This is a genomic window from Clostridium culturomicium, assembly GCF_000821305.1.
Classification (GTDB): Bacteria; Bacillota; Clostridia; order Clostridiales; family Clostridiaceae; genus Clostridium_J; species Clostridium_J culturomicium.
In genome coordinates, this window is the sequence record NZ_CCXK01000017.1 from 517,165 (window position 1) to 531,653 (window position 14,489).

Sequence of the window (14,489 nt, forward strand, 5' to 3'; positions counted from 1 at the left end):
AAGAAGGAGTTTCCTTAATTAAAAATGAAGAGTGAAGGATTAAGGTAATTTTTTATATAGATGGAAGTTATATTTTAATACTAACTTTGGACATAGCAACAGATATAGTTTAAAGAGATAAGAGTAATTAAGGAGGATATATATGAAGGTTGCAATTATTTTCGGTAGTAAGTCGGATGTGGAAGTTATGAGAGGTGCTGCAAAGTGTTTAAGAGAATTTGAAATTCCATATGAAGCATTTGTGCTATCAGCGCATAGGGTTCCAGAAAAATTAGCTGAAGTTTTATTAAGACTTGAAGAAGAAGGTTGTGAAGCAATCATAGCTGGTGCTGGGCTTGCTGCTCATCTTCCTGGAGTTATAGCTTCAAAAACAACAATTCCTGTAATTGGAGTTCCAATAAATGCTGCAATAAATGGTTTAGATGCTCTTTACTCAATAGTTCAGATGCCTAAGTCAATTCCAGTGGCAACAGTAGGAATCAACAACAGCTACAATGGTGGAATGATGGCAGTTCAGATGCTATCAATTAAGTATCCAGAAATTAAAGAAAAACTTATAACTTTTAGAAAAGAAATGAAAGAAAATTTTATAAAGGATAATGAAGCGGGGGTAGAATTATAATGGATATGAAAAATTTTATATATGAGGGAAAAGCAAAAAGAATATTTAGTACAGAGAAAGCTGACGAGGTTTTAGTTTACTACAAGGACGATGCAACAGCTTTTAATGGAGAGAAGAAAGCATCAATCTCTTCTAAAGGTATATTAAACAATACAATCAGCTCAATAATATTTGAAATGTTAAATGAAAAAGGGGTTAAAACTCACTTTGTAAGAAAAGTAAGTGACAGGGAGCAAATATGTAAAAAGGTTGAAATAGTTCCTCTTGAGGTTATTGTGAGAAATATCGCCGCAGGAAGCATGGCTAAGAGATATGGAGTTGAAGAAGGAACTAAGCTTAATACTACAGTGCTTGAAATCAGCTATAAAAATGATGAGCTTGGAGATCCATTAATGAATGATTATCATGCAGTGGCTCTAGGATTAACAACTTTTGAAGAGTTAAATTACATCTATGGAGAGGCTTCTAAGGTTAATGAAATTCTTAAAGAATTCTTCTTAAACCAAGGTATAACTCTTGTAGATTTCAAATTAGAGTTTGGTAAAATCGGCGATGAAATAGTTTTGGCTGATGAGGTTTCTCCTGATACCTGCAGACTTTGGGATATTAAAACTGGTGAAAAATTGGATAAAGATAGATTTAGAAGAGAGCTTGGAGACTTAGTTGAAGGCTACGAAAAGGTTCTTGAAAGAATCAGATAAATGGAGTGAAACAAAGATGCTTAGGGGGATAGGTTAATGAAGTTTGATTATAAAAGCTCTTGCTTCGATGGATATGAGTGTAATGACAGTTATAAATTCCATGATGAGTGCGGAGTATATGGGATATATAGTAAAGATGAAAATATTAATGTAGCAAAAAGAACATATTATGGGTTATATGCGCTTCAGCATAGGGGTCAGGAAAGTGCTGGAATCACTGCATATGATGGTAAAAATATGGAATGTCATAAGGCTATGGGATTAGTTTCAGAGGTTTTTAGTAAAGAGTCCCTAGATAAACTTAAAGGCTTTAGTGCAATTGGACATGTTAGATATTCAACAGCAGGAGAAAGTTCAGTAAATAATGCACAGCCTGTCATGGGAAAATGCAAGCTAGGAAATATATCTCTTGCTCATAACGGGAATTTGACTAATGCAGAAATAATTAGAGAGCTTTTAGAAGAATCAGGATGTATATTCCAAACTTCTATAGACACAGAGGTAATATTAAACCTTATCTCTAGAGGAGCTAAAAAAGGAATACTTCAAAGTGTTATCGATTCAATACAAGCAATTAAAGGTGCCTTTGCCATTGTTATTTTAACAGAAAATGAACTTATTGGAGTTAGAGATCCATATGGAATAAGACCACTTTGTCTTGGCAAAGTAAGCGGAGGCTATGTTTTAGCCTCAGAGAGCTGCGCTTTAAATGCTTCAGGAGCTGAATTCGTAAGAGATATTGAGCCTGGTGAAGTTGTTGTTATCAATGATGAAGGAATTAAATCTATTAAGTTTGGAGAAAAATCTAAGCTGGCAACCTGCTCCTTTGAGTATATTTATTTTGCAAGACCAGACAGTGTTATTGATGGCATAAGTGTAAATAACTCTAGAGTTAAAGCTGGTATGAGACTATATGAAGTTGCTCCAGTGGAGGCTGATATAGTTATAGGGGTACCAGATTCGGGAATGTCTGCAGCTATGGGATATGCAAAGGCTTCAGGGATTCCAATTGACATGGCTTTAATAAAGAATAAATATATTGGCAGAACTTTTATTGCTCCAACTCAAGAGGAAAGAGAATCAGCAGTGGATGTTAAGCTTAATGTTATAGAAGAAAATGTAAAAGGAAAAAGAATCGTTCTTATAGATGACTCTATAGTAAGGGGAACAACAAGCAAAAGATTAGTTGCTATGCTTAGAAAGGCTGGAGCAAAGGAAATACACTTTAGAGTTTGTTCACCTAGAGTACAATATCCATGTTACTACGGAATTGATACTCCTTATAGAAGTGAATTAATTGGAGATAAGATGAGTGAATATGAAATTGGTCAGGCTATTGGCGTTGATAGTTTAATATATCTTTCAAAAAAAGATTTATTAGATTGTCTTGGTGATAATCAAGGTTTCTGCTGTGGATGTTTCGATGGAGAATATCCAATTTCAGCACCAGTAAAGATTTAGGGGGTATTAAGATGATAACTTACAAAGACGCAGGGGTAAATATAGAAGAAGGCTATAAGGCTGTGAAGCTTATGAAAGAGTACACTGCCAGAACCTTAACATCTTCAGTTTTAAATGGAATAGGAAGTTTTGCTGGAATGATGAGACTTCCAGCAGGTTATGAAAAGCCGGTTTTAGTGTCTGGAACTGATGGAGTTGGTACAAAAATTGAAATTGCTATTAAGCTTAGAAAGTTTGATACCATTGGAATTGACTGTGTTGCCATGTGTGTAAATGATATTTTATGTCATGGAGCAAAGCCACTGTTCTTCTTAGACTATATTGCTTGTGGTAAGCTTGATTCTATTGTGGCAAGTGATATTGTTAAAGGGGTAAGTGAAGGTTGTCTTCAAAGTTATGCGTCTTTAACTGGTGGAGAAACTGCTGAGATGCCAGGAATGTATAATGTAGGAGACTATGATTTGGCTGGGTTTGCAGTGGGTATTGTAGACGAAGACAAAATTATTGATGGTAGTGACATTAAGGATGGAGATGTGCTTATAGGTCTTTCATCTTCAGGAATTCACAGCAATGGATACTCTTTAGTTAGAAAACTTATAAAGAACTATGATGAAAAATTGAATGGAAGAACTCTTGGAGATATTCTTTTAGAGCCAACAAAAATATATGTTAAACCAGTATTAGCTGTAATGGAGAAGTTCAAACTGAATGGACTTGCACATATCACTGGTGGCGGTTTCTATGAAAATGTTCCTAGAATGTTTAAAGGAGATTTTACTGCGAAAATTAAGAAGGATTCCTTCCCAAGACCAGATATATTTACTTATTTAATGGAAAAGGGTGTAGATGAGTATCATATGTATAATACTTTTAATATGGGTATTGGGATGGTCATTGCAGTAGACAAAGAAATCAAAGATCAGGTAATTGCTGAATTTATTTCACAAGGCGAAAAGGCCTATGAAATAGGCCATGTTGAGCATGGAGGTGGAGGAGTTTGCTTAATATAGCAGTTTTAGTTTCTGGTGGAGGAACTAATCTTCAATCCATAATAGATGGCATTAAAAGTGGATTTTTAAAGGATGTTAATATTAAATTTGTAATTAGTGATAGGGAAGGTGCCTATGGCATAGAAAGAGCTGAAAAGGCTGGCATTGAAACTTTAGTTTTAGATAGAAAAATATATAAGAAGGAACTAAGTGCTAAGATATTTGAACAGCTTCAAAACAAGGTAGATTTCATTGTTTTAGCAGGATATTTATCCATCGTAGCTGAACCTTTAATATCTGAATTTAAAGATAGAATCATTAATATACACCCATCTTTAATTCCAAGCTTTTGTGGAAAGGGTATGTATGGTTTAAAGGTTCATGAAGCTGCCATTAACTATGGAGTTAAATTCAGTGGGTGTACAGTACACTTTGTTGATGAAAATACGGATACAGGGGCCATAATTCTTCAAAAGGTTGTAGAAGTTAAAAATGATGATACTCCTGAAAAACTGCAAAAAAGAATTTTAAAAGAAGAGCATGAAGCTCTTCCCCTTGCCATTAAACTTCTAAGTGAAGGAAAAGTAGTGGTAGAGAATAGAAAAGTAATTATAAAGGAGTAATGATTATGATAAAAAGAGCTTTAATTAGTGTTTATGATAAAACCGGCATAGTTGATTTTACGAAGTTTTTAAGAGGTCAAGGAATAGAAATAATATCAACTGGTGGAACTTATAAGTTATTACAGGAAAATAATATTGAAGTTAAAGAAGTTGCTGAAGTAACTAAAGCAGCTGAAATGCTTGATGGAAGAGTTAAGACTCTTCACCCAGTGGTTCATGGAGGAATCCTTGCCATCAGAGATAATGAAGAGCATATGAATACTTTAAAGGAAAGAGAAATAGACACTATCGATTTAGTATGTGTAAATTTATATCCTTTCTTTGAAAAAGCTAGAGAGGGCTTAAGTTTTGAAGATACAGTAGAATTCATTGATATTGGCGGACCAACAATGCTAAGAAGTGCTGCAAAGAATTTTAAGGATGTTGTAGTTATCTGTGATGCAGCTGATTACAGCACTATTGCAGAAGAAATAAGTTCTACTGGACAAGTTTCTTTTGAAACACGTAAAAAACTTGCCATGAAGGTGTTTAACTTAACTACTGCTTATGACAGCGCTATTTGTGAATACCTGTTAAACAACTGTGAGGAGAAGCCTTCCAATAAATATTTAGCTTTATCTTATGAGAAGTTTGATGATTTAAGATACGGAGAAAATCCTCATCAAGAAGCTACTGTTTATACTAACACTAATAAACAGGGGATGCTTAATAACATAGAAATACTAAATGGAAAAGCTCTTTCCTACAATAATATAAAAGATATGGACATAGCTTGGAAGGTAGTAAATGAATTTGAAGAAATCGCATGCTGTGGTTTAAAACATAACTCACCTTGTGGAGTAGCTCTAGGATCAACAGCTTTTGAAGCTTATACTAAAGCCTTCAGCTGTGATGAAGTTTCTATTTTCGGTGGAATTGTGGCAGTGAACACAACTGTTACAAAGGAAGCTGCCGAAGAAATGAAGAAAACCTTCTTAGAGATAGTAATTGCTCCAGGATTTGAAGAAGAAGCTTTAGAAGTTTTAAAAACAAAGAAAAATTTAAGAATTATAAGATGTACGGCTAAACCTTCAGATAAGAAAGAAGTTATTTCAGTTGATGGTGGAATTCTTGTTCAAGACACTGACAAGAAGTTAGTAGAAGATATTAAAGTAGTTACAGAAGCTGCTCCAACAAAAGAGCAAATGGATGATATGATCTTTGGAATGAAGGTTTGTAAATATGTTAAATCTAATGCTATCGTTGTTGTTAAGGATGGCATGGCTAAGGGAATTGCTGGTGGACAAGTTAACAGAATATGGGCTACAGAGCAGGCAATAGAAAGAGCAGGAGACGGTGTAGTTCTTGCATCAGATGCCTTCTTCCCATTCAGAGACTGTGTGGATGAAGCTCATAAAAATGGCATAAGAGCAATTATTCAGCCAGGCGGCTCTGTGAGAGACCAAGAAAGTATTGATGCTTGTAATGAATATGGAATACCGATGGTGTTTACGGGAATCAGACATTTCAAACATTAATGATAATTTAGAATGCTTGAATGTAGAATGGAGAATGAAGAATTTAGAATGTAGAATTAAAGAAGAAACTCCTCAGGGAGTTTCTTTAGTATATAGAAATTCCATAGGGATTTCATCCACCATTCTAAATTTTCAATTCTTAATTTAAAATTGAAATAGAGGTGTAGTATGAAGATTTTAGTTGTTGGTAACGGTGGAAGAGAACATACCATTGCATGGAAACTTGGTGAAAGTCCAAAGGTAGAAAAAATTTATTGTGCACCAGGTAATGGTGGTACAGCTATGGAGAATAAATGTGAAAACATTAATGCTTCGACCAATGAAGAACTCCTTGATTTTGCCCTTGAAAATGCTATTGATTTAACTGTGGTTGGTCCAGAGGTTTATCTTTGTGAAGGTATTGTAGATTTATTTAAGAAGCATAATTTAAAGATATTTGGACCAAGTAAAGAGGCATCACAGCTTGAAGGAAGTAAAACCTATGCCAAGGAGTTTATGAAAAAACATGGGGTGAAAACTGCAGGGTATGAAGCTTTTAGTTGCCCAAAAGCAGCTTTAAATTATGTTAAGGAAGTTGATTATCCAATAGTTATTAAGGCTGATGGGCTTGCAGCAGGTAAAGGGGTTGTCATTGCTGGTTCTGTAGAGGAAGCGGAAGCGACTATAAATGATTTCATGGTAAATGATACCTTTAAAGGAGCTGGTAAGGAAATTATCGTTGAAGAATTTCTTGAAGGAGTTGAAGCTTCAATTTTAAGTATTACTGATGGAAGAGTAATAATTCCGTTTATATCATCAAAGGATCATAAGGCGATTTTTGAAGGTAATAAAGGACCAAATACAGGAGGAATGGGAACAGTTGCGCCTAATCCATATTGCACTAATGAAGTATTAGCGACCTTCGATCAAGATATATTGAAGCCAACTTTAAAAGGAATTCAAGAGGATTGCTTAGATTATGTTGGTATCATTTTCTTTGGCTTAATGATAAATGAAAGAGGAGTATATCTTCTAGAATATAACGTTAGAATGGGAGATCCAGAAACTCAAGTAGTGCTACCTTTAATGGATAGCAGTTTTGTTGACCTTATTGAAGCAGCAGTTGAAGGAAGACTAGAAAAAGAGAAGGTAACATTCAAAAACAAAACTGCCTGCTGTGTTATTGGGGCTTCAGCAGGATATCCTGGCAAGTATGAAACTGGTGAAGTAATACAAGGGGGTAAAGGAAATAAGGAAAAGGTGTTCTATGCTGGTGCTGCTTTGAAAAACTCTAAGATGGTAACTAGTGGAGGAAGAGTATTTGGAATAACTGCATTAGGTGATTCTCTTGATGAAGCAAGAGAAAAAGCTTATTCATCTTTAAAAAATATAAATTTTAATGGAATGTATTATAGAACTGATATTGGGAAGTAGAATTGTAAATACTATATGTACTTTATAAAGTGCATATAGTATTTTTATATTTATATATTTTTAGTCGTTAGAATTAGTATAAAATTAAGGACAGTGATCCTTAACTGCTTAGAGAGCCTAAGGGATGCAAGAAATTTAATTATTTGTTTATATTGATTTATAACATTTTATGATAGAATCAAGATGAGGAAATATTGGGGATTATTAGGTGGAGGAATATAATGGATTACAACAAATTTAATATAGAAGAAAAATACGATAGTTATAGTAATATAAGCTTAAAGGATGCTGAAAGAATATTAATAAAACTAGAGGAAGCTTCAAAACAAGATGAAATGGGATATGATTATTATATTTTAAGGGGAAAAATGCTTTTGAAATTAGAGAGAATGGATGAAGCTTTTTCAGCTTTGAAAAGAGCTTTAGACTTCAAAACTTCTGATGAGGTTTATGATCTTTTATCCTTTGCTTACTACCAAATAGAAGATTACGAAAATGCATTGTATTATATAAACCGTTCATTTGGCATTAATGTGGATGAGTATGTATATAACCATAAAGGGAAAATATTAGAGCAACTTGGCAGGCTTGAGGAAGCCTTTGACGTTTATTATAATGGATTAAAATTTGTAATAGATGCCTATGCAAGTTATGGTGATGTGGAAATTTTTGGTGAAAATGTTTTTAGGGTTGGAGCAATTTTAAAAAATAACTACACAAAATGCATAAATCAATTTATTAAAAAAGGAGATTATTATAATCTATATGATTATTATATGAAACTCCTTCAAGTAACCTTAAAGGAAGAAGAAAATGACCATTTTCACAGTGGTACAGGATTTCAGGAATTTAAGTGTCTTGAGCTCATAGAAGCAGGTAAATACATTTTAATTGATAATGATTATTTCATTGAAATGGTGAACATATACAAGCTACTTTATGATATAGAAAAAAATTGCGAGTATGAAGATAAAGACTATATAAGCAGAGCGTATATAGATAAAAAGGTTAAAGAATTAGTAGATGATATTGTGGAAAGAACCTCTTTAGTTAAGGACGAAAATGTAATATTACAAGTTCTTGACGAAGTTATAAACCTTAAAAACAGCAACTACTATGATTATTTATATCACAAAGGTTTTATTTATATGAAGCTTAAAAAATATGATATGGGAATAAATGTTTTAGATAATATCATTGTAGAAGATAAATGTGCTTATTTAATAAAGGTTCAAAGTCATGAATGCATTATAAAAAGTTTAGAGGATGAAAATGGCCAGTACGAAGAAATCTGTGAAAAGTATAAAAAGGATTTAACAGATTTATTATTAAAAGATATAGAAAGACTTAAGGCTGATGAATATATATCTTTGGATGCTAAAACTGATGAAATATTAAAAAATTGTACAAGAGCTATTAATCTGTCTTTAGATAATGAGTTTTGGATAAAAACCTATGAAGATATTGCTTTGGAGTATGGTGAGAAGTATGAAATCTCAGAGAAAAATAAATATACCTATAAAATGATTGAGAATTATAATAAAGCCATAAATATCTATGACATGCTCATAAAGATAAATAAGAATTGTGCCCACGGCTATTATAGAAAAGGGAGAGCCATTGTTTTAGTTCTAAGACTTCTAAACAGCTCTAAAACAGAGTTAAAAGAAGTTTCATGGGTTCATAATCTGGACTGTTTCAGTTACTCTGAAGTAATTTATAACTTAAATAAAGCTATCAGCTTAAGAGATAACAACGGAAAGTACTTTAATCTTTTAGCTAGAACCCACTTTGAAATAGGTGAATATGAAAAAGCAAATCAATACATGGAACGAGCTTTGCAGCTAAGCCCAAAGGATTTGTATATGAACTTGAATGTTGTTTGTGTTTATATAAGAAGATATCAATACACAGAAGCTGTAGATTACCTTTTTAGAATGCCAGGTAAGGACCTTGAAAGAGGAACCATAAGAAAAACTTTCTTACCACGTAAGGAGATTCTTAGCTTTTTAATGGGTATCTTTAATATTTATCAAAGACAAGATAGAATTTATTATATAATAGCCTATTACTTCTATGGAATAGTTGATTTCCAGCCGATGAAAGCCATAACCTTTATCAATAAAGCTATAGATATGGTAGATGATGAAAGATACTATCTATTAAAAGCAAAGATCTACTTTAAAGAAAATAACTATACTTTAGCACTTAAAAGTGCAGAAGAGGCGTTAGGAATTGATGAGCATTATGATGAAGCTCACACCATAAAAGAAGCTTGTAATAATGAATTAAATAAAATAAGTTCAAATATAACTTCTAAAAGATCTACTAAGGAGAAAGTGTTTAATTAATTAAAATAGAAATATGATTTTTATGGGAGTTTAGGTTTTTTAGACACACTAAAATTTTAGTGTGTCTTTTATTTGAAATATTTAATAAAAGTGTATAAATAATCCAATAACTGGGAAGTAATTATATATAAAATTAAAACCAGGAGGGTGATTATGAAATACATAAAACGTAGAAAGAAAAGGAAAGGCTTTACGTTGATGGAGCTTTTAGTTTCATTGGGAATTGTTGCAGCTTTATCAATGATGGTGGCTCCTATGATAATGGGAAAAATTGATGAAGCTAAGGAGAAAGCTGATATCTCAAACGCTAACGCTATTGCAGTAGCTGTACAAAGTGAAATGTTATCTGGTGAGTCATTAACTGGACAATTAACTGAGGTTCAATTGAAGAGTTTAGCTGATGAGTATTTTAGCGGCAAGTTACCAACTCCACAATCTACAGGGGAGGCTTTTGCTGTAAGTGTAAATAGTAACAAAGTAATTATTACAGTAGGATCAACACAATTTTATCCAGTAAATGAATCTACTTTACCAAGTGCAAGCAAGTAATTATGAAGACAATAGCCAATATGTGTGAATTCATATTGGCTTATTTTTATTTGTATAGTTTTACCTAATATTAATTTATTTCATATATTAAAGTGTTGTGATACAATATATACATTATGTAATAATATTGAAATGTTATAAAATTATTGTTATTAGGTGGGATGTGAGGAAATGAGCAATATAATACAAAGAATAAATATCTATGAAGATGATAGATTTAATAAAGACATTTTAAGGCAACATGGTGCTTTTATTATTGATGAAAAATATAAGTGTAGCTTTAGAATAATAAATAAAGATTCTGCCATTGTATTTTACGATAAAGAAATTGACTTAAATAAATTGATAGATGAATTTAGATTTTATGCAGAGCATATTATTAATTTTTATGATGCTAATATGAAAGTAATAAAATCTTTTCCTGCTAAAGAGATTTTTTATATAAGTATTAAGGATATTCAGCCTTCTCAGTTTTATATAGATATAGATAAAGTTAAAGCTATAGAATCTTTCATAGAAAGTGAAGAAGATATCTGTATTCCTTTAACTAAGATAAAGGATCATTTTGTATCTATAGATGGTCATACTAGGCTTTATTATGCAACCATAAAGGGATATTCTAAGATAAGAGCATTTTTTACAGAACCAGGAGACTATCTAGAAGATTTTGTTGAAGAAGCAAGGAAAAGAAATGTTTATTCACCGTATGACCTTAAACTAATATCTAATGAAGAATATAAGATAAAATGGCATAAGTTTTGTGATGATTTTTTTAGTGAGAGGGAATAAAGAAGCTAAGACTTTACTTGGAGGCTTAGATTTTCAAAGTGGAGTATTGAGTTTGTATTTTTAACCTAAAAGAGTTTAAAATAAGCCAATATGACATTAAAATCATACTGGCTTATTTTTATCTGAATTTTATCTTATTTTAGGATAAAAGCATACTTTGGAAGACCGTTTTCGTATTGAACCTTTGGTTCTCCTTGGATTAGAGGAAGAGTATATTCATATGCTTCCTTAGTAACGTTGTTGCCTTCAGCATTTATCCACTCCTTAGGGAAGTACTTAATGTTGTTTGCAACTTTTGATGTGTGAAGAGCAAAGGCTTCTGATTTGTACGGAGCATTTGATACTCTCTGCATACCGATCATGTATCCGCTTTCTCCAGTCACAGAGTATTTTAGAGCTTCAAAGCCACAGTTGAAAGATTCTTCAATATCAGTTTGAGAAGCAATGTGCATTGCACAGCGCTGCATAGTTGAAAGCTCGATGGCTCTAACTTTTTTACATACTCCATTGTCTTTTATAAGATTTTTTAAGTAGTTACAAACTCCACCTAGTTGTGCATGGCCGAATTTATCTAATCCATGGCCACCGATTTCTCCAAGGAAGGTACCGTCTGCAGTTCTGATTCCTTCAGATACTACAACAACCACAGAATCTTGAGTTTCTAACTTCTTAGCTATATCCTTTAAGCACTTTTCACTGTCAAATGCTACTTCAGGAAGGTAAATGAAGTCTACTACAGGCTTACCATTTAGTGTTGCAACACATGAGCTTGCTGCTAGCCAGCCAGTGTCACGTCCCATAGTTTCTATGATAAATACATTTTTAGCGCTGTATACGCTGCAGTCTAATTTGTTTTCAAGAGCGATTGTCGCAATGAATTTTGCTGCACTTCCAAAACCAGGTGTGTGGTCCATTATTGGAAGATCATTATCTATAGTCTTTGGAACACCAAAAAATTTAGTTGATAGGTTATGCTCTTTAGCATAATTGCTAAGCTTATGTACAGTATCCATAGAGTCATTTCCACCGACATAGAAGAAAGTATCTATTTCATATTTTTTGAATATCTCAAAAAGCTTTATATATTCTGACTTATTTTCCTCATATGATTTTAATTTGTATCTGCATGAACCTAGTCCAGATGATGGAGTATACATTAATCTATCTATAACTTCAGCATCCATTTCAGACAAGTTTACCATTGTTTCGTTTAATATTCCCTCAATACCATGTATACCTGCATAAACATTATCATAGTATTTTAATTCCTCATTTGCTTTAAATACACCCATGGCACTAGCATTAATTACTGAAGTTGGACCTCCAGATTGTGCTACTATACAGTTTTTCATAAATTAACTCTCCTTTGAAATGTGAATATAAAATTTTATGTATTGATTATATTATAATATATTTTATGTATAGTAACAATTAAAATTAAAGTATATAATATTATTATATTTTTAAATTAAAAGGAGAGCTTTAAAATGATTTATCCAGCAGAAAGAGATGAAAAATACGGTTTTATAAATGAAAATGGTGATATTGTTATAGGCTTTAACTTTGATTATGCTGATGTATTTGAAGATGATATGGCCTTTGTTGAAGTGGATGGCTTATGCGGCTTCATTGATATGTCAGGAAATTTTGTTATTGAGCCTAAATATGAAGATATTAATTTCTTTAATGAAGGAAGGGCAAAGGTTGAGGTTCATGGTAAATGTGGATATATTGACAGCAAGGGTAATGAGGTTATACCTATGGAGTATGAAGATGGAAAAGGTTTTACTGAAGGCTTAGCTGCTGTTATGTCCATGGGAAAATGGGGATACATAAATTATGAAGGAGAAGTAGTGATTCCTTTTATATATGATGAAGCTAGTGAATTTGATGATAATGGATTAGCCTTAGTTTTACATAATGACTATTTTGGATACATAAATAAAGAAGGTAGATGTGAGAGTGGTTTTATTTATGAGTATGGCAACAGCTTTAGTGAGGGCCTTGCTTCTGTAGGTTATAAAGGTGAAAATATATATGTTGATGAGAACTTTAATGTGAAAATTAAAGGGAATTTTGACTTTACTACCGAATTTTCTAATGGTATGGCCGCTGTTTCTGTAAATAATCAGTGGGGCTTCGTTAATACCCAGGGTGAATTTGTAGTAAAACCAATTTATGACTGGGCAGATAACTTCACTGGTGATTATGCACCAATCTCAATTAATGAAAAATATGGCTTCATTGATAAAAGTGGAAAAGTAATCATACCAATAGAGTATGACAATGTTTTTGATTTCAGTGAAGATTTGTTTTCAGTTGAATTGAGTGAAAAATGGGGCTTTGTCGATATAAATAATGAAATGATTATTGACCCACAGTTCGATGAAGTAGAAAATTTCATTGATGGAATCTGTAAAGTTATCATAGATGAAAAAGAAGGCTATATAAATAAAACTGGACAATTAATTTTTTAGAAAGTATGGGGGTATGGAAATGAGTATAATTGATTTACACTGTGACACAATTTATCACTTAGTTGATGATAAAAGCATGAATTTGAAGAAGAATAATATAGCAGTTGATATTGAAAAGTTAAAGGCTGCAGGGTCTTTAGCCCAGTTTTTTGCACTTTTTATAGATTTAGATGAGCATGATAAGCCCTTTAACAGAGCTATGGATATGCTAAACAGGTTTTATGATGAAGTAAATAAAAACATCCATGAAATAAAAATAGCTAAGAATTATGATGATATATTAGCCAATGAAAGAGATGGAAAGATTTCTGCCTTTTTAACTTTAGAGGAAGGTGAAGCTTTTGAAGGTTCCATAGATAAATTAAGAAACTTCTATGACTTGGGGGTTAGACTGGTTACTCTTACTTGGAATCATGAAAACTCAATTGGGTATCCACATTGGAAGCAGGAGTTTAGGGAAAGAGGACTTAAGAGTTTTGGTTTAGAAGCTATAGAAGAGATGAATAAATTGGGAGTTATTATTGATGTATCTCATTTATCTGATGGAGGTTTCTATGATGTGGCGAAGTTTAGCAAAAAGCCTTTTGTAGCATCTCATTCTAATAGTAGAGTTATGTGTAATCATAGCAGAAATTTAACTGATGAAATGATAAAGATTCTAAGTGAAAAAGGTGGAACCATGGGAATTAACTTTGAAAAGTCATTCTTAATAGAGGATGGTTCTGTCAGCAGTACTTCAGATATGATAAGACACATTAAGCATATTTATAATGTAGGAGGTGCTGATGTTATCTCTATCGGAAGTGATTTTGATGGAATTAATCCTTCAAATTTAGAAATAAGCTCTATTGATGAAATGTATAAGCTTACTAATGCCCTTGAAGCAAACGGATTTAAAGAAGCAGATATAGATAAAATTTTATATAAGAATGCTTTAAGAGTTATAAAAGAGGTTCTTTAAAAAGTAAAAATACTGTTACACTTATTGGAATGTAAA

General features: G+C 32.5%; 13 protein-coding genes. 12 read left to right on the forward strand and 1 reads right to left on the reverse strand.

Annotation, left to right across the window (positions count from 1 at the left end; all coding sequences use genetic code 11):
- The first annotated feature begins 142 nt into the window (after positions 1-142).
- The 10 genes from purE (at position 143) to BN1075_RS14920 (ending at position 11,015) form a co-directional block, all read left to right on the forward strand.
- Entirely contained in the window at positions 143-622 is a 480-nt protein-coding gene (gene purE / locus BN1075_RS14875) for a 5-(carboxyamino)imidazole ribonucleotide mutase (protein ID WP_040194003.1), read from the forward strand.
- Positions 622-1,323: a phosphoribosylaminoimidazolesuccinocarboxamide synthase gene (gene purC / locus BN1075_RS14880; protein ID WP_040194004.1), complete on the forward strand. Its 702-nt coding sequence runs from the start codon at positions 622-624 to the stop codon at positions 1,321-1,323. Before purE ends, purC begins: the two co-directional genes overlap by 1 nt.
- A gap of 36 nt (positions 1,324-1,359) precedes the next feature.
- Positions 1,360-2,784: an amidophosphoribosyltransferase gene (gene purF, locus BN1075_RS14885; RefSeq protein ID WP_040194005.1), complete on the forward strand. Its 1,425-nt coding sequence runs from the start codon at positions 1,360-1,362 to the stop codon at positions 2,782-2,784.
- 11 nt (positions 2,785-2,795) lie between these two features.
- Complete coding sequence (gene purM / locus BN1075_RS14890; protein ID WP_040194006.1) at positions 2,796-3,794, forward strand: phosphoribosylformylglycinamidine cyclo-ligase; 999 nt, start codon at positions 2,796-2,798, stop codon at positions 3,792-3,794.
- Positions 3,782-4,396: a phosphoribosylglycinamide formyltransferase gene (gene purN / locus BN1075_RS14895; protein ID WP_040194007.1), complete on the forward strand. Its 615-nt coding sequence runs from the start codon at positions 3,782-3,784 to the stop codon at positions 4,394-4,396. Before purM ends, purN begins: the two co-directional genes overlap by 13 nt.
- A 5-nt stretch (positions 4,397-4,401) precedes the next feature.
- Entirely contained in the window at positions 4,402-5,913 is a 1,512-nt protein-coding gene (purH, locus tag BN1075_RS14900) for a bifunctional phosphoribosylaminoimidazolecarboxamide formyltransferase/IMP cyclohydrolase (RefSeq protein ID WP_040194009.1), read from the forward strand.
- Between the two features lie 168 nt (positions 5,914-6,081).
- The gene (gene purD, locus BN1075_RS14905; protein ID WP_040194010.1) at positions 6,082-7,326 is read left to right on the forward strand and encodes a phosphoribosylamine--glycine ligase; all 1,245 of its coding nucleotides are present in this window, start codon (positions 6,082-6,084) and stop codon (positions 7,324-7,326) included.
- 221 nt (positions 7,327-7,547) lie between these two features.
- Complete coding sequence (locus BN1075_RS14910; protein ID WP_040194012.1) at positions 7,548-9,677, forward strand: tetratricopeptide repeat protein; 2,130 nt, start codon at positions 7,548-7,550, stop codon at positions 9,675-9,677.
- 153 nt (positions 9,678-9,830) lie between these two features.
- The gene (locus BN1075_RS20850) at positions 9,831-10,226 is read left to right on the forward strand and encodes a prepilin-type N-terminal cleavage/methylation domain-containing protein (protein ID WP_052406571.1); all 396 of its coding nucleotides are present in this window, start codon (positions 9,831-9,833) and stop codon (positions 10,224-10,226) included.
- Between the two features lie 171 nt (positions 10,227-10,397).
- Positions 10,398-11,015, forward strand: a complete 618-nt coding sequence (locus BN1075_RS14920) for a ParB N-terminal domain-containing protein (RefSeq protein WP_040194013.1) — start codon at positions 10,398-10,400, stop codon at positions 11,013-11,015.
- A 134-nt stretch (positions 11,016-11,149) separates the two neighbouring features.
- Here the strand turns inward: BN1075_RS14920 and BN1075_RS14925 are convergent, their stop codons facing one another.
- Positions 11,150-12,367, reverse strand: coding sequence for a 6-phosphofructokinase (locus BN1075_RS14925; protein ID WP_040194016.1), 1,218 nt, complete (start codon positions 12,365-12,367; stop codon positions 11,150-11,152).
- Positions 12,368-12,502: 135 nt separating this feature from the next.
- Between BN1075_RS14925 and BN1075_RS14930 the strand changes: the two genes are divergently transcribed.
- Positions 12,503-13,492 carry a WG repeat-containing protein gene (locus tag BN1075_RS14930; RefSeq protein WP_040194017.1) on the forward strand — a complete coding sequence of 330 codons (990 nt, stop codon included), beginning with the start codon at positions 12,503-12,505 and terminating at the stop codon, positions 13,490-13,492.
- A 19-nt stretch (positions 13,493-13,511) separates the two neighbouring features.
- Entirely contained in the window at positions 13,512-14,453 is a 942-nt protein-coding gene (locus BN1075_RS14935) for a dipeptidase (RefSeq protein WP_040194018.1), read from the forward strand.
- The last annotated feature ends 36 nt before the right edge of the window (positions 14,454-14,489 follow it).